Annotated in this window: 21 protein-coding genes; 8 read left to right on the top strand and 13 right to left on the bottom strand. The window is 69.2% G+C overall.

Annotated elements, in window-relative coordinates; genetic code table 11:
* Positions 1-126: 126 nt before the first annotated feature.
* Positions 127-888 (bottom strand): bifunctional demethylmenaquinone methyltransferase/2-methoxy-6-polyprenyl-1,4-benzoquinol methylase UbiE, encoded by a 762-nt coding sequence (gene ubiE / locus ACHWVH_RS15840; RefSeq protein ID WP_152243601.1) that lies wholly within the window; start codon positions 886-888, stop codon positions 127-129.
* A gap of 114 nt (positions 889-1,002) precedes the next feature.
* Here ubiE and ACHWVH_RS15835 point away from each other — a divergent pair, with 114 nt between their 5' ends.
* From ACHWVH_RS15835 to ACHWVH_RS15825, 3 genes are all read left to right on the top strand, one after another.
* Entirely contained in the window at positions 1,003-1,458 is a 456-nt protein-coding gene (locus ACHWVH_RS15835) for a nucleoside deaminase (RefSeq protein ID WP_010341927.1), read from the top strand.
* Between the two features lie 245 nt (positions 1,459-1,703).
* Positions 1,704-2,891, top strand: a complete 1,188-nt coding sequence (locus tag ACHWVH_RS15830; RefSeq protein ID WP_394687530.1) for a DUF1624 domain-containing protein — start codon at positions 1,704-1,706, stop codon at positions 2,889-2,891.
* A 66-nt stretch (positions 2,892-2,957) separates the two neighbouring features.
* On the top strand, positions 2,958-4,322 hold the full coding sequence (locus tag ACHWVH_RS15825) for a DUF2252 domain-containing protein (protein ID WP_295928426.1): 1,365 nt from the start codon (positions 2,958-2,960) through the stop codon (positions 4,320-4,322).
* A gap of 708 nt (positions 4,323-5,030) precedes the next feature.
* Here the strand turns inward: ACHWVH_RS15825 and hslU are convergent.
* The 9 genes from hslU to ACHWVH_RS15780 all read right to left on the bottom strand — a co-directional run bounded on the left by hslU (position 5,031) and on the right by ACHWVH_RS15780 (position 13,117).
* On the bottom strand, positions 5,031-6,395 hold the full coding sequence (hslU, locus tag ACHWVH_RS15820; protein ID WP_295938811.1) for an ATP-dependent protease ATPase subunit HslU: 1,365 nt from the start codon (positions 6,393-6,395) through the stop codon (positions 5,031-5,033).
* 114 nt (positions 6,396-6,509) lie between these two features.
* Complete coding sequence (gene hslV, locus ACHWVH_RS15815; RefSeq protein ID WP_010341232.1) at positions 6,510-7,061, bottom strand: ATP-dependent protease subunit HslV; 552 nt, start codon at positions 7,059-7,061, stop codon at positions 6,510-6,512.
* 48 nt (positions 7,062-7,109) lie between these two features.
* Positions 7,110-7,319: a DUF3079 domain-containing protein gene (locus ACHWVH_RS15810; protein WP_295938807.1), complete on the bottom strand. Its 210-nt coding sequence runs from the start codon at positions 7,317-7,319 to the stop codon at positions 7,110-7,112.
* A 109-nt stretch (positions 7,320-7,428) separates the two neighbouring features.
* Positions 7,429-8,259, bottom strand: a complete 831-nt coding sequence (xerC, locus tag ACHWVH_RS15805; RefSeq protein ID WP_394687529.1) for a tyrosine recombinase XerC — start codon at positions 8,257-8,259, stop codon at positions 7,429-7,431.
* Between the two features lie 176 nt (positions 8,260-8,435).
* Complete coding sequence (locus tag ACHWVH_RS15800) at positions 8,436-9,101, bottom strand: DUF484 family protein (protein ID WP_026143225.1); 666 nt, start codon at positions 9,099-9,101, stop codon at positions 8,436-8,438.
* The gene (dapF, locus tag ACHWVH_RS15795; RefSeq protein WP_394687528.1) at positions 9,098-9,955 is read right to left on the bottom strand and encodes a diaminopimelate epimerase; all 858 of its coding nucleotides are present in this window, start codon (positions 9,953-9,955) and stop codon (positions 9,098-9,100) included. The genes ACHWVH_RS15800 and dapF overlap by 4 nt, the downstream gene beginning before the upstream one ends.
* Complete coding sequence (locus tag ACHWVH_RS15790; RefSeq protein WP_017914634.1) at positions 9,948-10,199, bottom strand: lipoprotein; 252 nt, start codon at positions 10,197-10,199, stop codon at positions 9,948-9,950. Before ACHWVH_RS15790 ends, dapF begins: the two co-directional genes overlap by 8 nt.
* 61 nt (positions 10,200-10,260) lie before the next feature.
* Positions 10,261-10,641, bottom strand: coding sequence for a YbaN family protein (locus ACHWVH_RS15785; protein ID WP_017910007.1), 381 nt, complete (start codon positions 10,639-10,641; stop codon positions 10,261-10,263).
* A gap of 385 nt (positions 10,642-11,026) precedes the next feature.
* Complete coding sequence (locus tag ACHWVH_RS15780) at positions 11,027-13,117, bottom strand: S9 family peptidase (RefSeq protein WP_394687527.1); 2,091 nt, start codon at positions 13,115-13,117, stop codon at positions 11,027-11,029.
* Positions 13,118-13,574: 457 nt separating this feature from the next.
* On the opposite strand from ACHWVH_RS15780, the gene ACHWVH_RS15775 reads away from it, so the two are divergent.
* Both ACHWVH_RS15775 and ACHWVH_RS15770 read left to right on the top strand, forming a co-directional pair.
* The gene (locus ACHWVH_RS15775; RefSeq protein ID WP_394687526.1) at positions 13,575-14,786 is read left to right on the top strand and encodes a pyridoxal phosphate-dependent aminotransferase; all 1,212 of its coding nucleotides are present in this window, start codon (positions 13,575-13,577) and stop codon (positions 14,784-14,786) included.
* Between the two features lie 38 nt (positions 14,787-14,824).
* Complete coding sequence (locus ACHWVH_RS15770) at positions 14,825-15,307, top strand: GNAT family N-acetyltransferase (protein ID WP_295928436.1); 483 nt, start codon at positions 14,825-14,827, stop codon at positions 15,305-15,307.
* A gap of 162 nt (positions 15,308-15,469) precedes the next feature.
* On the opposite strand, the gene ACHWVH_RS15765 is transcribed toward ACHWVH_RS15770, so the two are convergent.
* Both ACHWVH_RS15765 and ACHWVH_RS15760 read right to left on the bottom strand, forming a co-directional pair.
* A complete protein-coding gene (locus ACHWVH_RS15765) occupies positions 15,470-17,575 on the bottom strand; it encodes a prolyl oligopeptidase family protein (RefSeq protein ID WP_267121987.1) in 2,106 nt (701 codons plus the stop codon).
* A 67-nt stretch (positions 17,576-17,642) separates the two neighbouring features.
* Positions 17,643-17,942: a hypothetical protein gene (locus tag ACHWVH_RS15760; protein ID WP_267084164.1), complete on the bottom strand. Its 300-nt coding sequence runs from the start codon at positions 17,940-17,942 to the stop codon at positions 17,643-17,645.
* 125 nt (positions 17,943-18,067) lie between these two features.
* Here ACHWVH_RS15760 and ACHWVH_RS15755 point away from each other — a divergent pair, with 125 nt between their 5' ends.
* Both ACHWVH_RS15755 and ACHWVH_RS15750 read left to right on the top strand, forming a co-directional pair.
* Positions 18,068-18,655, top strand: a complete 588-nt coding sequence (locus tag ACHWVH_RS15755) for a lipocalin family protein (protein ID WP_017912048.1) — start codon at positions 18,068-18,070, stop codon at positions 18,653-18,655.
* Between the two features lie 243 nt (positions 18,656-18,898).
* Positions 18,899-19,315: a helix-turn-helix domain-containing protein gene (locus tag ACHWVH_RS15750; RefSeq protein ID WP_043094676.1), complete on the top strand. Its 417-nt coding sequence runs from the start codon at positions 18,899-18,901 to the stop codon at positions 19,313-19,315.
* Between the two features lie 97 nt (positions 19,316-19,412).
* On the opposite strand, the gene ACHWVH_RS15745 is transcribed toward ACHWVH_RS15750, so the two are convergent.
* The gene (locus ACHWVH_RS15745) at positions 19,413-20,384 is read right to left on the bottom strand and encodes a YafY family protein (RefSeq protein ID WP_010341069.1); all 972 of its coding nucleotides are present in this window, start codon (positions 20,382-20,384) and stop codon (positions 19,413-19,415) included.
* 180 nt (positions 20,385-20,564) lie between these two features.
* Here ACHWVH_RS15745 and ACHWVH_RS15740 point away from each other — a divergent pair, with 180 nt between their 5' ends.
* On the top strand, positions 20,565-21,359 hold the full coding sequence (locus tag ACHWVH_RS15740) for a YdiY family protein (RefSeq protein ID WP_017907670.1): 795 nt from the start codon (positions 20,565-20,567) through the stop codon (positions 21,357-21,359).
* The last annotated feature ends 172 nt before the right edge of the window (positions 21,360-21,531 follow it).

Raw genomic sequence — 21,531 nt, 5'->3', positions numbered from 1 at the left:
CGGCACCGCCGGACCGCGCGTCGGGACTGAAGTCCCTCCCACAAAGACGGCACAGGGCCCGCGATCGGTCAGCACCGATCGCCTGCTCTTACGATTCCCGAATCCCCACTCCCGATTCCCGGCTTCTCAGATCTTGTAGCCCGAGTGGATCGCCACGATGCCGCCGGTCAGGTTCTTGTAGTGGCTGCGGGCGAAGCCGGCCTCTTCCATCATCGCCTTCAGCGCGTCCTGCGGCGGATGCTTGCGAATGCTTTCGGCCAGGTACTGGTAGCTGTCGGCGTCCTTGGCGAACAGTTGGCCCAGGCGCGGCAGCACCTTGAACGAATGGAAGTCGTACAGCGGCTTGAACCAATCGGCGGTGACTTCGGAGAACTCCAGCACCCGCGCCTGGCCGCCGACCTTGAGCACGCGGTACATCTCGCGCAGTGCGGCGTCCTTGTCGGTGACGTTGCGCAGGCCGAAGGCGATGGTCACCAGGTCGAAGCTCTGGTCCGGGAACGGCAGCGCCTCGGCATTGCACTGCACGTAGTCCAGGCCCGCGACCAGGCCGCGGTTGGTGAGGCGGTCGCGGCCCACCGAGAGCATGCCGGCGTTGATGTCGCCCAGCACGATCTCGCCATCGGCACCGACCCGGTCCTTCAGCAGCGCGGCGATGTCGCCGGTGCCGCCGGCCAGGTCGAGCACGCGGTCGCCCGGCTTGACCTGCGCGGTGGCGACGAAATAGCGCTTCCAGACCCGATGGATGCCCATGCTCATCAGGTCGTTCATCAGGTCGTAGTTGCCGGCGACCGAGGTGAAGACCTCGCCGACCAGCTTCTGCTTGTCCTTGGCGGCGACGTCGCGGAAGCCGAAATGGGTGGTGCCGGATTTGTAGGGGGATTCGCTCATGCCGGGATTATCGCACTGCCGGACGCTCCGTGCCGGTGAAGCGCCGCCCGGGATGACAGCCGCCGGCTGCCTGCGCCAGACTGCCGGCCGACTCCCTTTTCCCCGGGCCATCCCATGCTGACCACCCCCGACTACCGCGCCCTGCTCGACACCGCCATCGCCGAAGCCCGCCAGGGCCTGGCCGAGGGCGGCATCCCGATCGGCGCCGCCCTGTACCACCGCGACGGCCGCCTGCTCGGCTGCGGCCACAACCGCCGCGTGCAGGAAGGCGACCCGTCCGTGCATGGCGAGACCGACGCCTTCCGCAAGGCCGGGCGCCAGCGCCGTTACAAGGACACCATCATGGTCACCACCCTGGCGCCCTGCTGGTACTGCAGCGGCCTGGTGCGGCAGTTCAACATCGGCACCGTGGTGGTCGGCGAATCGGTGACCTTCCAGGGCGGCATCGACTGGCTGCGCGAGAGCGGCGTGGAGGTCATCGACCTGCACAGCCAGGAGTGCATCGACCTGCTCGGCGGCTTCATCGCCGCGCACCCGGACGTGTGGAACGAGGACATCGGCGAGGACTGAGAGGCCCGCCGCGGGCGCCGCGCTCGGCGCACCAGGCAGGACGCCCGCCGACGCGCCCACGGGCCGACACCAAGCCATGCCGAGCGACGCCGACCTGGCGCGCCGGCTTGCCCCGCCCGAGCCTCGCCGCCGCCGCGCCAGCACCCCGGCGCGGCCAAGCCTGAGTACCCCAGCGCCAGCAGCGGCGGGAAGGGCTCTACCGCCCAAGTGTTATATTGTTTCAAAATTAACACCGATCGCACCGCATGCCGTCTGTTGCCCTCGCTTCGCCCGCCTCCCTCGCCGTTCCCGCGACGCCCGCCGCGCGACTGGCCCCGATCGACCTGCTGCGCGGCACGGTGATGCTGCTGATGCTGCTCGACCACGTGCGCGAGACCTTCTACCTGCACCACCCGGTCGGCGACCCGATGGAGGTGGAGGGCACGGCGCCGGCGCTGTTCGTCGCGCGCACCCTCGCCCACCTGTGCGCGCCGGTGTTCGTGTTCCTCACCGGCCTGTCGGCCTGGCTGTATGCGTCCCGGCAGGCCGACGGGCGCGCGGCCGCCGCCCGCTTCCTGCTCAAGCGCGGCCTGTTCCTGATCGCGCTGGAGCTGACCCTGGTCAACCTGGCCTGGAGCGGCGCCTTCCCGCCGCAGGCGCTGTACCTGCAGGTGATCTGGGCGATCGGCCTGAGCATGCTCGCCCTGGCCGCACTGCTGTGGCTGCCGCGGCCGGCGCTGGCCCTGCTCGGCGCGGCGCTGGTCGCCGGCCACCACCTGCTGGACGATGTGCAGGTGCAGGGCGACGGCCCGCTCGCGGCGGTCTGGGCGGTGCTGCACGACCGGCGCTGGCTGGAGTTGGGCGAGCTGCGCCTGCGCACCTCCTACCCGGTGCTGCCGTGGATCGGGGTGATCGCGCTCGGCTACGCCGCCGGCCCCTGGTACGGCGCCGCCGCCGAGCCGGCGCAGCGCCAGCAGCGCCTGCTGGCCTGGGGGCTGGGCGCGCTGGCCGGCTTCCACCTGCTGCGTTGGCACAACGGCTACGGCGATGCGCCCTGGCAGGCGCAGGACGACCTCGCGCATACCGCAATGAGCTTCTTCAACGTCACCAAGTACCCGCCGTCGCTGCAGTTCGTGCTGCTGACCTTGGGCGTAGGCCTGCTGTTGTTGCGCCTGTACGAGCACCCCGCCGTGGCCCGTACCCTGGCGCCGCTGGCGACGATCGGCGCGGCGCCGATGTTCTTCTACCTGCTGCACCTGTACGTGCTGAAGCTCGGCTACCTGGCCGCGCTGGCGCTGTGGGGCACCAACCAGGGCGACCTGTTCGGCGTGGACAGCGTGGCCGCGCTGTGGGCGATCGCCGCCTTGCTGGGTCTGGCCCTGTACTGGCCCACCGCCGCGTTCGCGCGACTGAAGGCGCGGCGCCGCGACCTGGACTGGCTGCGCTACTTCTAGGTTCATCCGCGTGCAATGCAGGCGTGGTCGACTGCCGGTTCCTTCGTCCGCGCCTGGAGACCTGCGATGTCCACCCGCCTGCCGCAGTTGCTGCTGATCGGCCTGACCCTCGCCGCCTGCGCCGGATGCGCGACCGCGGCGAGCAAGCGCGACGCCTGGGTGGTGCAGCAGATCCATGACTACAACCATCCCTACGCCGCGCAGCGCGCCGAGTTGGATACCAAGATGGCGACCATGGCCACCGGCGCCTACGCCTTCTACCGCGGCACCGACCACATTTTCTACCAGGACATGAAAACCCTGCCGGGTTCGCTGTGGACCTCACCGCAGACCGGCTACACCTGGCTCGGCGGCGACACCCACCTCGGCAACTTCGATGCGGCGCGCGACAGCAGCGGCAAGGCGGTGTTCAAGGTCGCCGACTTCGACGAAGGCCACCTCGGCCAGTACGTGTGGGACCTGCGCCGGCTGGCCGCGAGCATGGTCCTGGCCGGGCGCGACAACGGCCTGTCCGACAGCGACATCGGCGACGCCATCGACACCATGGTCAGCGCCTACCTGGACAAGATCGCCGATTTCCGCGGCAGCGACGCCGAAGAAAGCTTCCAGCTGAGCAAGCGCAACACCAGCGGCGCGGTGGCCAAGATCATCGACAGCGCCGACGGCAAGAGCCGCAGCAGCCTGCTGTCCAAGTACACGGTGGTCAACGGCGGCAAGCGCCAGTTCCAGAACCTGGACAACCTGGTCGCGGTGGACGCCGGCACCGCCTCGGCGGTGGCCGCGGCGATGAACGGCTACATCGGCTCGATCGCCGCGTCCAAGCGTTATGCGGCCAGCTACTACAGCATCAAGGACGTGCGCCAGAAGCTGGGCTCGGGCACCGGCAGCCTCGGCCGCCTGCGCCTGTACGTGCTGATCGAAGGCCCGAGCGCGTCGACCAGCGACGACGTGATCCTGGAGTGGAAGCAGGAAGCGGCCAGCGTGGTCGCCGTGGCCGCGCCGTCGCAGATGCCGGCCTCCACCTACGACAACAACGAGGGCGCGCGGGTGGCGCGTACCGCCAAGGCGCAGACCATCGACGCCGACGTGCTGGTCGGCTACGCCAGCGTCGACGGCACCCCGTTCTACGTGCACGAGAAATCCCCGTTCCAGCAGGACCTGGACCCGACCGCGCTGGACAGCGCCGGCAAGCTCGCCACCGCCGCCACCTACCTGGGTCAGGCCCTGGCCTCGGCGCATGCGCTGGCCGACCAGGACTACGACCCGAACGTGGTGCCCTACAGCATCGACAAGCAGATCGACCAGGCGGCCAGCAGCAAGAGCGGGCTGAAATCGGAACTGCGCCAGTTCGCGTTCGACTACGCCGCGCAGGTGCAACTGGACTGGCAGTCGTTCGTGGCCGCGTACAAGGCGGGCACGCCACTGTATTGAACGCGGCGGGGGTGGCCGGGATCGCCCACGCCGTCTTGGCGCTGCGGGAAACATACCCCGGCCTGCGGCACGCTCTCCTGTCGGAGCGATTCTCGTCCCCTTTTGTGGGATCCCAGTCGCGACGAGGCCTTACCGGCAAGTCCCGTCACGACGGAAGTCGCTCCTTGTATCTGGACATGGAGCCCTGATGGCGTTATGTCTACGGTTCTTCTTTTCGTCCGACACGCAAATCTCAAGCGAAAGCAAAGGCTTTCGCCCATACGGGCGAGTTACTTTTCTTTGCTCGCGCAAAGAAAAGGTAACCAAAAGAAAGCGCGCCCTGCCTCGCGCCCTCCGCGCTAACGCGCTCCGGGTCCGCGTCCATCACGCGGATCCGCGGAAGGGGCATCCTGCCCCTGCCGCGGACGGCGCACATCCCTGTGCGCCGCCCTTCGGGTTTTTCCCCGCGATGGCCGCCGCTTCGGAAGGGAACCCAGTAAGTCAAAAGCAAGGGCAAGGGCAAGAGCCAAAGCCAAGCGACCGCGACTCCCACACGGACTCGTGGTGATCGCTGTCCGGGCGCGATGCGGGAGGGACCTTCGTCCCCTTTTGTGGGATCAGGCACGACGGCTTCCGAGGCCAGATCGTCCGCCTACGCAGTTCGTCGTGGTTGCATGACAGTTGACTCCCACAAAGGGGAACGCATCGCGGGCGTGCGTCGACCCGGAACTACAGGATGTACCGGCTCAGATCCGGGTCCTGCACCAGCTCGCCCAGGTGCGCATCGACATAGGCCGCGTCCACGGTGACGCTCTGACCGTCGCGGTCCGGGGCTTCGTAGCTCAGCGTGTCGAGCAGGCGCTCGAGCACGGTGTGCAGGCGCCGCGCGCCGATGTTCTCCTGGCGCTCGTTGACCAGGAACGCGATCTCCGCCAGGCGCGCGATGGCCTCGTCGGTGAAGCGCAGGCTCACGCCCTCGGTCAGCAACAGCGCTTCGTACTGCTTGGTCAGCGCCGCCTTCGGCTCGGTGAGGATGCGGATGAAGTCGTCCTTCGACAGCGCCGACAGTTCCACGCGGATCGGGAAGCGGCCCTGCAGCTCCGGGATCAGGTCGCTGGGCTTGGCGAGGTGGAACGCACCGGAGGCGATGAACAGGATGTGGTCGGTCTTGACCGTGCCGTACTTGGTGCTGACGTTGGAACCTTCCACCAGCGGCAGCAGATCGCGCTGCACGCCTTCGCGCGAGACGTCGCCGCCGGTGGTGCCGGCCTCGCTGCGCTTGGCCACCTTGTCGATCTCGTCGATGAACACGATGCCGTGCTGTTCGCAGGCCTCGATCGCCGCGGCGCGCACATCGTCCTCGTTGACCAGCTTGCCCGCCTCTTCCTCGATCAGCAGCGGCCGCGCCGCCTTGATGGTCAGCTTGCGCGACTGCGACTTGCCGCCACCGAGGTTGGAGAACATCTGCCGCAACTGCTGGCCCATTTCCTCCATGCCCGGCGGGGTCATGATGTCCATGCTGACGTTGACCGCGACATCCAGTTCGATCTCGCGCTCGTCCAGTTCGCCGGCACGCAGCATGCGCCGGAACTTGCTGCGGGTGTCGCTGTCCTGCGCCGAGGGCTCGTTGCGTGCGGCTTCCGGATCGAAGCCGATGCCGGCGCTGCGCCGCGGCAGCAGCGCATCGAGGATGCGGTCTTCGGCGCGCTCCTCGGCCTGCGTGCGCACGCGGGTCTTGGCCTGCTCGCGGTACAGCTTGACCGCGGTGTCGGCCAGGTCGCGCACGATCTGCTCCACATCCTTGCCGACGTAGCCGACCTCGGTGAAGCGCGTGGCCTCGACCTTGACGAACGGCGCATTGGCCAGCGTCGCCAGGCGCCGCGCGATCTCGGTCTTGCCGACGCCGGTGGGGCCGATCATCAGGATGTTCTTCGGCATCACTTCGTTGCGCAGCGCATCGGGCAACTGCATGCGCCGCCAGCGGTTGCGCAGCGCGATCGCCACCGCGCGCTTGGCCTCGTGCTGGCCGACGATGTGGCGGTCCAGCTCCTGCACGATCTCGCGCGGGGTCATGGTGCTATGGGTATCGGTCATGGTCGGGAAATCGAAGAGGGAATCGGGAATGGAGAATCGGGAATGGGAAAAGCAGGCGTCATCGGTGACGGAGACGGGAACCGCTGTTGCGATTCCCCAGTCCCCATTCCCGATTCACAGCTCTTCCACCACCACGTTGCGATTGGTGTAGATGCAGATATCGCCGGCGATGTTCAGCGCTTCGACGGCGATGGTGCGTGCGTCCAGCGTGGTGTGGCCGAGCAGCGCGCGCGCCGCCGACAGGGCATAGGAGCCGCCGGAGCCGATGGCGATGATGCCGTCCTCCGGTTCGATCACATCGCCGGTGCCGCTGATGATCAGCGAGGTTTCCTTGTCGGCGACCGCCAGCAGCGCCTCGAGCTTGCCGAGGCGGCGCTCGGTGCGCCAATCCTTGGCCAGTTCCACCGCGGCGCGGGTCAGCTGGCCGTGCTTCTCCAGCTTGGCCTCGAACAGTTCGAACAGGGTGAACGCATCGGCGGCGGCGCCGGCGAAGCCGGCCAGCACCTGGCCCTCGCGGCCGAGCCGGCGCACCTTGCGCGCATTGCCCTTCATCACGGTGTGACCCAGGGTCACCTGGCCATCGCCGGCCACGGCGACGCGACCATCGCGGCGCACCGACAGGATCGTGGTGGCGTGGAAAACATTGGGGTTCTGACTGGGATCCATGCGGCCTCCGGAGCGATGACTCAGGTGTGGGGGCTGGCGGCGCGCGGTTCAAGCGTCGCCGAGCCGGGCATGCGCCGGCCGTGCCGGATCGGCAGCGATACCCCACGCGGCGTACCAGTCCCCGCCCTGGATTTCGATCGGATGCAGGGTGCGCCCGGCGCCGTTGCCGCAGGCCAGGTCGTGTGCCGCGCAATCGCGGTCGCAGCCCCAGCACAGCCGTTCGGGGCGGCGCGGCGCCAGCGGAAAGGGGTTGGCCATCGGTGAGCCCTCGCAACGTGGGAGGACAGTGTCCTCCCGCCTTTGCCGACTCGCCTTGATCCAGAACAAGCGCGGGTGCGATGGCAACCGTGCGGTCGCGATGCAGCGCTCAGGACTTGCGCTTGGCCCGCGGGTGCGATGCGTCGTAGACCTTGGCCAGGTGCTGGAAGTCCAGATGCGTGTAGATCTGCGTGGTGGCGATGTCGGCATGGCCGAGCAGTTCCTGCACGCCGCGCAGGTCGCCGGAGGATTCCAGGATGTGGCTGGCGAAACTGTGCCGCAGCATGTGCGGATGCACATGCTTGAACAGGCCCTGGCGCCCGGCCAGTTGCTTGATGCGGATCTGCACCGCGCGCGCGCCGATCGGCGCCCCGCCCCGGCCCGGGAACACCGGCGCGGCAGCCTCGCCCCGGCTTTCCTCGCGCCACGCCAGCAACGCGGCGCGCGCGTGCGAGCCGACCGGCACCAGCCGCTGCTTGTTGCCCTTGCCCAGCACGCTGACCATGCCGGCGACGAAATCCAGATCGCGCCAGCGCAGCGCGCACAGTTCGCTCAGGCGCAGGCCGGAGGAATAGAACAGCTCCAGCAGCGCGCGGTCGCGCAGGCCCAGCGGCGCATCGGTCGGCACTTCGACCAGGCGCACCGCCTCGTCGGCGTCGAGCACCTGCGGCAGCTTGCGCGGCGCCTTCGGCGCGCGCAGTGACGCGGCCGGGCTGGTGGCGATGTGGCCGTGCTTGAGCAGCCACGCATAGAAGCTGCGGCACGCCGACAACCGCCGCTGCAGGCTCTTGGGCGACAGCCCGCGGCGGTGCTCGGCGGCGATGAAGTTGCGCAATTGCGCGGCATCCAGCGCGGCCGGTTCGCCAAGCAGGTTGGCGGCCGCCCACGCCTCCAGCGCCGCCAGGTCGCGGCGGTACGCGTCCAGGGTATGCGCGGACATGCGCCGCTCGACCTGCAGGTAGGCGAGGAACCGGGACGCGGGACCCGGGACCCGGGACCCGGGAGACGTGGCCTCGCTCGCGATGACAGCAGTGCCCTGCCCGGCCTGGTGATCGGCAGCGCCGGTTCCGGTGCTGTCCCGGGTCCCGGGTCCCGGATCCCGAGTCCCGGCCCCACTCATCGCTGCAACGCCACCGCCAGCGCCTCGCCCATCATGCGCAGGAACAAGGTGCCCATGCCGGGATAGAACCGGTTCGGGTCGCGGCTGCCGACCGCGATCAGGCCCAGGCCGGGCAGCGGCAGCAGCGCGGTGGATTGCACTTCGTCCACGCGCTCGCCGTACAGCAGCGCCTGCTTTTCCGGTTGCAGGCGGCCGCAGATCGGCTCGCCGTCCTTCAGGCAATCGCGGAACGGCGCCAGCCGCGGATCGTCGGCCGCCAGCACCTGCAGCCACGGCGCCTGCTCCAGGCCGGGCAAGGGCTGCAGCAGCACGATGCTGACCAGGTCGCCCTGGAAATCCTCCTGCAGCGACGCGGCCATCGCGCGCACGCTGTCGGCGGCGCTGCGCTGGCGCATCAGCGCCAGGGTCAACTGGTGGGTACGCACCGCCAGCCGCTCGTTGACCTGCGCATTGGCGGCCAGGTCGGCCAGCCGCCGCGACAGTTCGCGGTTCTTGTCGCGCAGCACTTCCAGCTGGTAGCTGGCCAGCGACGCGGTGGGACCGTCGTCGCGCGGTACCACCAGGGTCAGCGCCAGATCGGGAAACTGTTTGAGGAAGCCGGGATGGCGCCGCAGCCACGCCGCCACCTCGTGCGCACCGATCTTGTCCTGGCTGTCGCTCATCGGATCCATTCTCCATCGAAGACGAACGTCGCCGGCCCGGACATCACCACCGATGCGGTGTCTTCCGGCCATTGCACGCGCAGTTCGCCGCCCGGCAGGCTGACGCGCACGTCGCGCTCCAGCCGGCCGCGCTGCATCATCACCGCGGCCGCCGCGCAGGCGCCGCTGCCGCAGGCCAGGGTCTCGCCGACGCCGCGCTCGTACACGCGCAGGCGCAGGTGGCCGCGGTCGATCACCTGCACGAAGCCGACGTTGACCGAATCCGGGAACGAGGCGTGCTGCTGCAGCAACGGACCCAGGCGTTCCACCGGTGCCGCATCGACCAGGCCCACTTCCAGCACCGCGTGCGGGTTGCCCATCGACACCGCGCCGAAGCGCACGCTGCCGCCCTGCAGCGGCAGCACGTATTCGTCGCGCGCACGCGGGAAGCCGACCAGCGGCACGTCCTCCGGCGCGAAGCGCGGCACGCCCATCGCCACGGCGAATTCGCCGGTGGCGCTGCGGGTGATGTGGTGACTGCCGGCGGGGCTTTCGATGACGAAATCGTCCGCGGCCGGCGCACTGCCGTCGCGCACCAGCCAGGCCGCGACGCAGCGTGCACCGTTGCCGCATTGCCCGGCGGCGCTGCCGTCGGTGTTCCAGATGCGGTAGCTGGCGACCGCCGCGGCGTCGCGCGGCGGTTCGATGGTCAGGATCTGATCGCAGCCGACGCCGAAGTGGCGGTCGGCCAGGCGCACCGCCAGTGCGGCGTCCGGCGGCGGGGTGCCGTCGCGCAGGTCGAGCACCACGAAATCGTTGCCCGCGCCCTGCATCTTGCTGAAACGCAGGCGCGCGTCGTGGCGGGCCTCACTCATTCCCATTGGTGGGCATGGTGGTGTCGTTGGCCGGCGGGCGCTGCCCATCCACCGGCTGCGCCTGCCCGGCGGGATCGGTGGTCGCCGGCGGCGTCGCATCCGGCGCGGGCGTGGCGGGCGCGGCTTCCACCGGCACCGGCTTCTGCGGCATCACCAGCGGCCCCTTGTTGCCGCAACCGGCCAGGGCCAGCAACGCAGCGGCGGAGAGAACGAGACGGATCGGAGAAGAGGACGATGTGCTCATGCGCCGAGTATAGCCACACCGGCATGAACCGGCTGTGCCGCGGTCGCGTGACGCGGCGCGCTCACGCGCGCGGCGGTTCCGGCCGCCACCACAACCATAGCGCCACCGCGCTCATGCAGCCGATCGCCAGCACCTGCACCCACAGCCGGTGCACGAACAGCAGCAGCACCAGCGCGCACGCGGCCATGGTCAGCGTCGCCATCCACTTGCCGCGGCGGCTGACCGCGCCATGCCGTTCCCAGTCGCGGATGCTGCGGCCGAAACGCGGATCGCGCAGCAGACGCCGGCGCAGCCGCGGCGAACCGCGCGCGGCGGCGTAAGCGGCGATCAGCACGAACACCGTGGTCGGCAAGCCCGGCACGAAGATGCCGACGATGCCGGTCGCCAGGCTGGCATAGGCCAGCAGCCACCAGGCCCAGCGGAAACGGGAGTGCGTGCGCATGGCAGGCATGATAAGCCTGCGCTGGCACGGGCAGGTGGCGACCGTCTGTCGACGCAACCGAGGTAGCCGTGCGGCAGCGGCTGTGGGAGCCGCTTCGGCCGCGATGGAAGAAGCCACCGGTGCGTCCGACTCTTTGCAGTCGGGACCCAAGTCCCTCCCACAAGGCATTGCCAAGCCGTCAGCGCTGCTGCATGGCATGGCGCAAAGGCCATCGACCCTTCAGGTCCGACTCGGCCGGCATGCTCACTGTGGGAGCGGCTTCAGCCGCGACGCGTGAAGCCACGGGCCATCCGCCATCCAACCAAACATCGGGATGGGCCAGCCTCACGCCAGCCGCCCCACCTGCGCATCGGCCAGCCCGCAGGCCGGCCGATGCGTACGGCCCTCACTTGGCCGGCTGCTCCACGCCCAGCTGGTCCAGCATGAAGGCATAGGACTCGGCCATTTCGCGGTAGCGACGGAAGCGGCCGGACTTGCCGCCGTGGCCGGCATCCATGTTGACGCGGAACACGATCGGCTGGCTGCCGGTGTCGTTCTCGCGCAGCTTGGCCACCCACTTGGCCGGTTCCCAGTACTGCACCTGCGAGTCCCACAGGCCGGTGCCGACGTACATCGCCGGGTAGGCCTGGCGGCTGACGTTGTCGTAGGGCGAGTAGCTGAGCATGTAGTCGTAGTACGCCTTCTGCTCGGGATTGCCCCACTCGTCGTACTCGTTGGTGGTCAGCGGGATGCTCGGGTCGAGCATGGTGGTGACCACGTCCACGAACGGCACCTGCGCCACCAGCACGCGGTAGTCCTTGGGCGCCATGTTCGCCACCGCGCCCATCAGCAGGCCGCCGGCGCTGCCGCCGGCCGCGGCGACCCGATCCGGGGCGGCGTAGCCCTGCTGCACCAGCCCGCGGGTGACGTCGATGAAGTCGTTGAAGGTGTTCTTCTTGTGCAGCAGCTTGCCCTGGTCGTACCAGTCGCGACCCATTTCCTGGCCGCCGCGGATGTGCGCGATGGCGTAGACCACGCCACGGTCGAGCAGGCTCACCACCGGCAGGTTGAACGCCGGATCGGTGGACATGCCGTAGCTGCCGTAGGCGTACTGGTACAGCGCGGCGCTGCCGTCCTTCTTGAAGCCCTTCTTGTAGACCAGCGACACCGGCACCTTGACCCCGTCGCGCGCGGTCACCCAGACGCGTTCGGTCTGGTACTTGCTGGCGTCGTAGCCGATCACCGGCTGCTGCTTGAGCAGCTTGCGCTCGCCGGTGCGGGTGTTGAGTTCGTAGGTGGTGGCCGGGGTGGTCAGCGAGGTGTAGCTGTAGCGCAGCCACGGCGTGTCCGGCTCGGCATTGATCGACAGGCCCATCGAATACGCCGGCTCGTCGGCCTTGACGTACTCCTCCTTGCCGTCGGCGAAGTGCAGACGGATCCGCTCCAGGCCGTCGGAGCGCTCGGCGATGGCGGTGAAGCCGTCGAACAGTTCGAAGCCGTCGATGAACACCTTTTCGTCGTAGGGCAGCCAGCTCTGCCACTGGTCGCGCGAGGTGGCGCCGTCGGGCGCGGTCATCAGCGCGTAGTTCTTGGCCTTCCAGTTGGTGCGGATCACCCAGCGGCCGTCGAAGTGATCGGCGTGGTACTCGACGTCGCGCTCGCGCGGCGCCAGCACGGTGAAGCGCTGCGGATCGGCAGCCGGCGCATAGCGCTGCTCGGAGGACACGGTGCTTTCGACGCCGATGACGATGTACTTGTCGTCGCGGGTGCGGCCCACGCCCATGTAGAAGCTGTCGTCCTTTTCCTCGTACACCAGCGCGTCCTGCGCCGCCGGAGTGCCCAGCACGTGCTTCTTGACCCGCACGGTCAGCAGCGTCTCCGGGTCGTTCTCGACGTAGAACAGGGTCTTGTTGTCGTCGGCCCAGACCACGTCCGGCGACACGCCGGGAATGCGGTCGGCATAGACCTCGCCGGTGTCCAGGTTCTTGAAGCGCACCACGTACTGGCGGCGACCGACGTCGTCCTCGGTCCAGGCGAGAATGCGGTTGTCCTGACTGACCGCCGCGTCGCCGACGCTGAAATATCCCTTGCCGGCGGCCATGGCGTTGACATCGAGCAGGATCTCCTCCGGTGCCTCCATGCTGCCCTTGCGGCGCGCCTGGATCGGGTAGTCCTTGCCGCTCTCGTAGCGGGTGTAATACCAGTAGCCGCGCTCGCGGTACGGCACGCTGCTGTCGTCCTGCTTGATGCGCCCGACGATCTCCTCGTACAGCCGGTCTTCCAGCGGCTGCAGCGGCTTCAGCACCTGATCCGCGTAGGCGTTCTCGGCATTGAGATAGGCCAGCATCTGCGGGTTCTTGCGCGCGTCGTCGCGCAGCCAGTAGTAGGCGTCCTGGCGAACGGCGCCGAACGGCGCCTTGACCGCGTGCGGCTGCTTGGCCGGATGCGGCGGGGTGGCCGCGGCGGCGGAGGCGGAGGAAGCGAAGGAGGCGGTCATGAGCAGGACAAGGCTCGCTAGCAAGGGGCGGTGAGGCATCTAATGGGGCTCCGGCGGCGGTAACGCAACGGGACGCGCCGCCTTGGCCGGGCGGCGGCAGCGGGCGGGCGCCGCGCAGTGCCGGCCGAGTCTCCCTGCAACGCTGCGCCGTGGCAAGCGTGCCGAGGCAGTGCAGCCTGCGACGCAGGGCAATCGGCGAGCCGTGGTGCCGCAATGGCATCGCGGCGGGCAGCCGTGGCCAGCGAAGCCGAATGGCGCCGCATCGCACCGCACACGACCAATCACCAGGAAAGCAACGCCAGATGCACGGGGGTGCACGGCCCCGACCCACGCCCGATTCGCCCAGGCCCAGCGCCCATCTCGGGTCACGCCGCCACCGCCACCGCGCAATCTGCCGGACCTCGCCGACTGGACGCGGCTAACACGCTCGGGAACACGCTCCTCTATCATCGGCCGCATGGCTTCCCATCCTCGCGACACCCTCAGCGCCTCGCCCGCCGCCCCCGGCTACAGCCGGCGCAGCCGCGAGATCGAACCCTTCCACGTGATGGCCTTGCTGGCCCGCGCCAACGAACTGGAACAGGCCGGCCACGACGTGATCCACCTGGAAATCGGCGAGCCGGATTTCACCACCGCCGCGCCGATCGTCGCCGCCGGCCAGGCCGCGCTGGCTGCCGGCCATACCCGCTACACCGCTGCGCGCGGCCTGCCGGCCCTGCGCCAGGCGCTGGCGGACTTCTACCGGCAGCGCCACGACGTCGACCTGGACCCGGCGCGCATCCTGATCACCCCCGGCGGCTCCGGCGCGCTGCTGCTGGCCAGCGCGCTGCTGGTCGATCCGGGCCGCCACTGGCTGATGGCCGACCCCGGCTACCCGTGCAACCGCCACTTTCTGCGCCTGGTCGAAGGTGCCGCGCAGCTGGTGCCGGTCGGCCCGGACAGCCGCTACCAACTGACCCCGGAGCTGCTGCAGCGGCACTGGAACGCGGGCAGCGTCGGCGCGCTGGTGGCGTCGCCGGCCAATCCCACCGGCACCGTGCTGTCGCGCGCCGAACTGGCCGCGCTGTCGCAGACGCTGCACGCCCGCGGCGGGCACCTGGTGGTGGACGAGATCTACCACGGCCTCAGCTACGGCATCGACGCGCCCAGCGTGCTGGAAGTCGACGATGACGCCTACGTGCTCAACAGTTTCTCCAAGTACTTCGGCATGACCGGCTGGCGCCTCGGCTGGCTGGTGGCGCCGCGCGCGGCAGTGCCGTCGCTGGAGAAGCTGGCGCAGAACCTGTACATCAGCGCGCCCAGCATCGCCCAGCACGCGGCGCTGGCCTGCTTCCTGCCGGAAACGCTGCAGATCCTGGAAGCGCGCCGCGCCGAGTTCGCGCAGCGCCGCGACTACCTGCTGCCGGCGCTGCGCGCGCTCGGCTTCCGCATCGACGTCGAGCCGGAGGGCGCGTTCTACCTGTACGCCGACGTGTCCGATTTCACCGACGATGCGCAGGCGTTCTGCGCGCACTTCCTGGAGAGCGAGCACGTCGCGTTCACTCCGGGCGTGGATTTCGGCCGCCATCGCGCCCGCCAGCATGTGCGCATCGCCTATACCCAGAGCCTGCCACGACTGCAGGAGGCGGTGGCGCGGATCGCGCGTGGGCTGGGGCGCTGGGCGCGCTGAGGCGACCAGCGGCGGGGGAGACGCGAGTGAAGCCAGCCTTGCTCATCTATCGCGAAGCCATCGAATCCGATCTGACTGCCATCTGCGCGCTCGGCGAGGAAGTGAACGCTGTCCACCATGACGCGTTTCCCCACATCTTCGCCGGCCCGGGCGAGGCGGACCGCGACGTGGCGCACTGGAAGCGCAGCATCGGCCAGGACAATGCCACCACCATCGTCGCCGAAGCGCAAGGCGTCCTCGTCGGTTTCGTCACGGTCGGCATGGTGTCGGAATCGCACTCACTGCTGCAGCCCATGCGCTTCGGCCGGGTGGGCAGCGTGGGCATCACCCAACGCCATCGCGGCCAGGGGATCGGCCCGGCGCTGATGCAGCGTGCGCACGAGTGGGTGGCGCTGCGCGGCGGTGTCGAAATGCGCCTGAATGTCTGGGCCTTCAACACCCACGCACTGCACGTTTACGAAGAACTGGGTTATGAAGTCCGTTCGCTGACTCTGGTCAAGTCGTTGGCCGACGGGGCCTGAACACCCGCTGCGGCGACGACCTGAGATCACCTTGAGAACGCGGACAATGCCGGCGCGATCGTGACGCAACGCGACGCATTGCGCGCAGGCTCGACCGCTCATTGGATGGCGCGCCAGGCCAGGAGATGGTCCGCGCCCCAGCCGGGACGCGGACCACACCACTCACTTGGAGAGCCGCTCCCACAGGAAGCTGTACGCCAGCGCCTGCATGTGCGCCGCCTGCGCGTTGTTGGCCGCGCCGCCATGACCGCCTTCGATGTTCTCGTAGTAGGTCACGTCCTTGCCGGCGTCGATCATCTTCGCCGCCATCTTCCGCGCATGGCCCGGGTGCACGCGGTCGTCGCGGGTCGAGGTCAGGAAGATCACCGGCGGATAGGTCTTCTTCGGATCGAACAGGTGATACGGCGAGAAGGTCTGGATGAACTTCCAGTCGTCGGTGTCCGGGTTGCCGTACTCGGCCATCCACGAGGCGCCGGCCAGCAGGTGACTGTAGCGCTTCATGTCCAGCAGCGGCACCTGCACCACCACCGCGCCGAACAGCTGCGGATACTGCATCAGCATGTTGCCGGCCATCAGCCCGCCGTTGCTGCCGCCCTGCACGCCCAGGTGCTTGGCCGAGGTGATCTTGCGCGCGACCAGGTCCTGCGCCACCGCCGCCATGTCCTCGTAGGCCTTGTGCCGGTTCTGCTTCAGCGCCGCCTGGTGCCAGCGCGGACCGTACTCGCCGCCGCCGCGGATGTTGGCCAGCGCGTACACGCCACCCTGGTCGAGCCAGGCGCGGCCCAGGCTGCCGGAGTAGAACGGGGTCATCGAGATCTCGAAGCCGCCGTAGGCGTACAGCAGGGTCGGCGCGCTGCCGTCGGCCTTGAGCTGCTTGGGCCGGACCAGGAAGTACGGCACCTTGGTGCCGTCCTTGGACACCGCGAAGTGCTGCTCGATCTCGTCCTTGGACGCGTCGAAGAAGCTCGGCATCGCCTTCAGCGTCTCGATGCTCTTCGGCCCGCGCTGCACGTCGGCCAGCATCAGCGTGGTCGGGGTCAGGAAGTCGGTGGAAGTCAGCCACACCTGGTCGTTCTCGTCGGCATCGACCGCATCGACGCTGGTGCTGCCGAAGGCCAGGTCGCCGACCGGGAACGCCGCACGCGCCCATTCGCCCTCGCCCGGGGTCAGCACCCACAGGCGGCTCTTGACGTCGTCGAGCACGTTCAGCACCAACCGCGACTTGGTCCAGGCGAAGGACGCCAGCGACGCGGTCTCGGTGGGCGTGAACAGCACCTGGAAGTCGCGCTTGCCGGCCATGAAGTCGTCGAACCTGGTCACCAGCAGCGCACCGGCCGGGTAGGTCGTGCCGCCCACCGTCCACGGATCGCGCAGTTCCAGGGTCAGCCACTGGCGGTGCACGCCCTTGTTGGCCGAGTTGGGCACGTCGATCTTGGTCAGGCGGCCGTCGGCGCCGCGCAGGTACATCTCGTCGTTGTAGAACGCCAGCGTGCGACTGACGAAATCGCGCTCGTAGCCGGGCGTATCGTCGTGCATCGCGGCGATGTACATGTCGTCCGGCTTGCCCTCGTAGACCAGGGTGGCGCTGGTCATCGGGGTGCCGCGCTTCCACTGCTTGACGATGCGCGGGTAGCCGGAGCTGGTCAGCGAGCCGGGGCCGAAGTCGGTGTACAGGTAGACGGTGTCGGCATCGATCCAGCTCAGCCCGCCCTTGGCCTCGGGACGGAAGAAGCCGTCCTTGATCCACTGCTTGGTGCTCAGGTCGAACTCGCGGGTGACGTCGGCGTCGGCGCCACCGCGCGACAGCGCGATCAGGCAGCGGCGGTACTCCGGGCGCAGGCAGTTGGCGCCATGCCACACCCAGTTCTCGCCCTCGGCCTTGTTCAGCGCGTCCAGGTCCAGCACCGTCTCCCACTTCGGCTCGGGCTTGCGGTACTCATCGAGCGTGGTGCGGCGCCACAGGCCGCGCTCGTGGGCGCGGTCCTTCCACAGGTTGTAGTAGTACGGACCGATCTTCTGCACGGCCGGGATCTTGGCGTCGGAATCCAGCACCTCGCGGATGCCGGCCTCGCGGGCCTTGAAGGCGGGGGTCTCGGCCAGCCGCGCCTCGGTCTTGGCGTTCTGCGCCTTGACCCAGTCCAGCGCCTTGGTGCCGGTGACGTCTTCGAGCCAGGCGTAGGGGTCTTGGGGCATCGCGGTTTCCTTGGCCGCGGCGGTGCCGGCGGCGAGCAGGCCGGCGATCAGGCAGGCGTGTGCGAGTGAGGACATGTTCGGATCCGTGGAAGGACAGCGCCGCACCGTAGCACGCAGCATCGCCGCCCTCCCCTGCCGAAGGTCAGGCCGGGCGCGCGGTCCGCAGCGCCGGCCGGCGCCGCCGCGCCTGCACCCGCGGGCGTGCCCGCCACTGTCCCCACAGGCGCCGCAACGGCGGCAGCGGGAAGCGGTGCAAGGCCCACCAGGCGCTCAGCGGCATGCCCAGCAACCACAGCGGCCGCCAGCCCAGCCACTCGCTGTGGCCGCGCGCGGCCGGCCATACCAGGACCAGGGCCAGCCCGGCCAGGATCGCCTGGCGCAGCAGGCGGCGCAGGCCCGGGTGCGGGACGTGGGTGCGCGGGGAGGACGGAACGATCGGCATGACGGCAGCTCCTGGAAGTCGAGGCGCGCAGGTTGCCGCCGCGACATCTCAGGGGCTGCGACGCACCATTGACATGGCGCACGCGCATACTTCACCGGCGTTCGCCCTTCGCCCCGGAATCTCCTATGCGCCTGCTCTCCCTGTTCGCTTCCGTGCTGCTGCTGGGCATGGCCGTCCCGTTGCCGACGGCCCGGGCCAAGGCGCCGGACCCGGAGCAGGAGCCTGCGCAGCCGCCGATCGACCTGCAGCGCTTCATGGGCCGCTGGTACGTGATCGCCCACATCCCGTACTTCGCCGAGCGCGGCCACGTCGCCAGCAGCGACGAGTACACCCTCAAGGAAGACGGCAAGATCGCGGTGCGCTACGAGTACCGCAACGGCTTCGACGAGCCGGTCAAGGAGCTCAACTCGCGCGCCACGGTCAAGGAAGGCACCGGCAACCGCCGCTGGACCACCTGGTTCTTCAGAATGGTGCCCACCAAGTACCGCATCCTGGAAGTGGCGCCGGACTATTCCTGGGCGCTGATCGACTATCCGGGCCGCGATCTGGCCTGGGTGTTCGCGCGCTCACCGAACATGAGCCACAAGCAGTACCGCGAACTGGTCGACAAGCTGGACCACCAGTACGGGGTCAACATCGACAAGCTCAAGCGCGTGGCGCAGCGCCGCGACCAGGTCGGCAAGCTCGGCTTCGAAGTGCCGAACAAGCCCTGAAGCGGTTCCCGTCGCAGCCGGCTGCGACGCGGACGACCCGATCCGCATTGCGCTGGGCCGGCGCGCGCCGCGCGCCCGTGTGCCGTTCGGGCCACATCAGGCCCCTTACTGCGACCATCCAACGCCGCCACGCCGCCGCACCGCGCGTGGTCTGCACCGGCACCACGATCATCCTTCGCTCAGCGAAGCACCCGGCGCGACCCGTATGATCGGGGCGCCCTCCCCCACAGACAGGTGCACCGCTTGGCCAGCGTCCTCTCCGAACCTCTCGACGAAGCACCGCGCGGCTGCGCGGACACGACCCAGCTGCGCGGCCAGGTGTTCGCGCAGAACTGCCCGTCCCGGGCCGTGCTCAGCCACGTCACCAGCCGCTGGGGCGTGCTGGTGCTGGTGGCGCTGCGCAAGGGCACCCATCGCTTCGGCGATCTGCGCCGCAGCCTGGAAGGGGTCAGCGAGAAGATGCTGTCGCAGACCCTGCAGGCGCTGGAAGCGGACGGCCTGGTGCAGCGCACCGCCTACCCGGTGGTGCCGCCGCACGTGGAGTACGACCTGACCCCGCTCGGCGAGGAAGCCGCGGCGCATGTGCACGCGCTGGTGGACTGGATCGAGCGCAATATCGGCGTGATCCTCGGCGGCGGCGCGCCGCTGGATGCGGCGTAGGCGTCGACCTTCAGGCTGCGACACGCATTGGCGGTAAAGCGGCGGTCGCGGCTGGAGCCGCTCCGACGCGGGCTATCGCAGCGCGCACGGCGACGCCTCAGTCGTCGCTGTAGTTGCTCAGCGCCAGCGACAGCAGCGCCTTGGCCTGCTCGCGCAGCGAGCGCGGCTCGACGATCTCCGCATCCGAGCCGTAGTGCAGCACGTCCATCAGCAGTTCGCGCGAGACGCTGTAGGGCACCTTCAGTTCGTAGCGGCCATCGGCCAGGAACCGGCCCTGCTGCTTGGAATGCCAGTGCTCGTCGGCGACCCAGCGCGCGGCCTTGGGGCTGAACACGATGGTGGCCCAGCCCTTGGGCGCGCCGGAGAAGATGCCGTAGCTGGCCGCCAGCTGCGAATCCAGTTCGGCGTCGGCCACGTCCTGCGCCGGCTGGTCGAGCAGGCGCGCGTGGTTGATGCGGTCCACCGCGAAGCTGCGCACCGCGTCGCGACCATGGTCCCAGGCGTCCAGGTACCAGTTGTCGCGGTAGTGGGTGATGCGCTGCGGCGACACCGTGCGCTTGGTCGATTCGTCGGTGGAGCGGGCGCGGTAGTCGAAGGACAGGCGCTTGCGCTCCAGCACCGCCGAGGCGACGGTGCGGAAACTGGCTTCGTCGAGCTTGCGGCCGCGGTGCGGGATCACCCGCACCCGCTCCACCGGCCAATGGGTCGCCCCGGCCTGGGCGGCGAGCAGGCTCTCGATGCGCTGCTGCAGCGGCGCCAGCACCGAGGACAGCACCCCGCCGCCGGTGCGCGCCAGCAATTGCTGCGAGGCCAGCAGCGCGTGCAGTTCCTCCGAACTCAGCCACAGCCCGGGCAGCTCGAAACGGTCGCTCTCGCCGGATTCGTAGCGGAAGCCGGCCTCGCCGTCGCCCTCCACCGGCGCCATCAGCGCGTCGCGCAGGAAGGCCAGATCGCGGTAGACGGTGGCGCGGGAGCAGCCCAGTTCGTCCTGCAGCCGCGCCACCGTCACCGGGTAGCGCGCGGACTTGAGCAGGCGGTGCAGTGCGTTGATGCGTTCGTAGCGGTCCATGGTCCCGATTATGTCTGAGTCGCGGGCGGAAAACGCCTGCCCGGCATGGCGGCCGGTGCAGCGCCCGAACCGCCGATGAAGCCGGCGCCCCGGGCCGGCCAGGGTGTCATGTGGATCCGGTATGATGAAATCGTTTCCATTTCGTTAGCCGAAGGCTGCGTCCTCATTCCCGGAGAAGCCATGTCCCGCCGTGCCACCCTCGTATCCGCCATCGCTTTGTTGCTGCTGAGCACGTCCCCGGCCTGGGCCGCCGACGTCGCCACCTCACCGACAGCCACGGACCCGGCCAGTTCGCCGTGGAGCGGATCGGGCGAACTGGGCTTCGCCTCCTCGCACGGCAACAGCACCAACGAAAGCCTCAACGGCCGGCTCAAGGGCCAGTACGTGGACGGCGACTGGATCCACAGCCTGGACCTGCTCGCCCTGCACGCCAGCGCCGAGTACACCGACACCAATCCGGACGGCACCACCTCGCGCAAGCGCCAGACCACCTCCAACCGCTACACCGGCAGCGCCGGCAGCGCGCTGCAGCTCGGCGAGCACCGCCAGCTGACCGCCTCGCTGCGCTACGAGCGCGACGACTTCGCCACCTACGACCGCCTGGCGACGATCGGCATCGGCTACGGCACCCGGATCATGGACGGCGACCGCCGCAGCATCGACGTGCAGATCGGTCCCGGCGTGCGCCGCGCCCACGACGTGGTCGAGGACCGCACCGAAACCGGCCTGATCGGCCGCGGCCTGGTCGACTTCAAGTACGGCCTGACCAGCAATACCGAGCTGGGTAACACCCTGCTGGTCGAGTCCGGCGCGTACAACACCTTCGCGCAGAACGACCTGGGCATCTCGGTGAGCATGAACGAGCGCCTGGCGCTGAAGGCCGGCTGGCAGGCGCGCTACAACAGCGACGTCAGCGACGACAAGAAGAAGACCGATACCTTGACCACGATGAACCTGGTCTACAAGTTCAAGTGAGCCGGGATTGGGGAGTGGGGATTCGGGATTGGCGCACGGCAGCGCGTCGCCTCGCGACGCCGCAGGGCTGACCCGTTGATTCGCTTCTCGCAGGAACCGCTGCAGCCGCGCCCCGCCAGCACGGCACGCAATGGCGTTGGCGCGCAGGGACCAATGCACCTCACCTGCAGGA

It is taken from the genome of uncultured Xanthomonas sp., assembly GCF_964278005.1.
Taxonomy (GTDB): Bacteria; Pseudomonadota; Gammaproteobacteria; order Xanthomonadales; family Xanthomonadaceae; genus Xanthomonas_A; species Xanthomonas_A sontii.
The sequence above is the reverse complement of the archived record's forward strand: the minus strand, read 5'-3'. Positions and strand labels throughout refer to the sequence as shown.

Excerpts from the sequence above, each read along its gene's own strand:
- ACHWVH_RS15835 (WP_010341927.1), top strand. The coding sequence starts at position 1,003 with ATGCTGACCACCCCCGACTACCGCGCCCTGCTCGACACCGCCATCGCC.
- hslV (WP_010341232.1), bottom strand. The coding sequence starts at position 7,061 with ATGGATCCCAGTCAGAACCCCAATGTTTTCCACGCCACCACGATCCTG.
- ACHWVH_RS15740 (WP_017907670.1), top strand. The coding sequence starts at position 20,565 with ATGTCCCGCCGTGCCACCCTCGTATCCGCCATCGCTTTGTTGCTGCTG.
- ACHWVH_RS15810 (WP_295938807.1), bottom strand. The coding sequence starts at position 7,319 with ATGGCCAACCCCTTTCCGCTGGCGCCGCGCCGCCCCGAACGGCTGTGC.
- ACHWVH_RS15785 (WP_017910007.1), bottom strand. The coding sequence starts at position 10,641 with ATGCGCACGCACTCCCGTTTCCGCTGGGCCTGGTGGCTGCTGGCCTAT.
- xerC (WP_394687529.1), bottom strand. The coding sequence starts at position 8,259 with ATGTCCGCGCATACCCTGGACGCGTACCGCCGCGACCTGGCGGCGCTG.
- ACHWVH_RS15825 (WP_295928426.1), top strand. The coding sequence starts at position 2,958 with ATGTCCACCCGCCTGCCGCAGTTGCTGCTGATCGGCCTGACCCTCGCC.
- ACHWVH_RS15830 (WP_394687530.1), top strand. The coding sequence starts at position 1,704 with ATGCCGTCTGTTGCCCTCGCTTCGCCCGCCTCCCTCGCCGTTCCCGCG.
- ACHWVH_RS15775 (WP_394687526.1), top strand. The coding sequence starts at position 13,575 with ATGGCTTCCCATCCTCGCGACACCCTCAGCGCCTCGCCCGCCGCCCCC.
- hslU (WP_295938811.1), bottom strand. The coding sequence starts at position 6,395 with ATGACCGATACCCATAGCACCATGACCCCGCGCGAGATCGTGCAGGAG.
- ACHWVH_RS15755 (WP_017912048.1), top strand. The coding sequence starts at position 18,068 with ATGCGCCTGCTCTCCCTGTTCGCTTCCGTGCTGCTGCTGGGCATGGCC.
- ubiE (WP_152243601.1), bottom strand. The coding sequence starts at position 888 with ATGAGCGAATCCCCCTACAAATCCGGCACCACCCATTTCGGCTTCCGC.
- ACHWVH_RS15745 (WP_010341069.1), bottom strand. The coding sequence starts at position 20,384 with ATGGACCGCTACGAACGCATCAACGCACTGCACCGCCTGCTCAAGTCC.
- ACHWVH_RS15790 (WP_017914634.1), bottom strand. The coding sequence starts at position 10,199 with ATGAGCACATCGTCCTCTTCTCCGATCCGTCTCGTTCTCTCCGCCGCT.
- dapF (WP_394687528.1), bottom strand. The coding sequence starts at position 9,955 with ATGAGTGAGGCCCGCCACGACGCGCGCCTGCGTTTCAGCAAGATGCAG.
- ACHWVH_RS15800 (WP_026143225.1), bottom strand. The coding sequence starts at position 9,101 with ATGAGCGACAGCCAGGACAAGATCGGTGCGCACGAGGTGGCGGCGTGG.
- ACHWVH_RS15765 (WP_267121987.1), bottom strand. The coding sequence starts at position 17,575 with ATGTCCTCACTCGCACACGCCTGCCTGATCGCCGGCCTGCTCGCCGCC.
- ACHWVH_RS15760 (WP_267084164.1), bottom strand. The coding sequence starts at position 17,942 with ATGCCGATCGTTCCGTCCTCCCCGCGCACCCACGTCCCGCACCCGGGC.
- ACHWVH_RS15780 (WP_394687527.1), bottom strand. The coding sequence starts at position 13,117 with ATGACCGCCTCCTTCGCTTCCTCCGCCTCCGCCGCCGCGGCCACCCCG.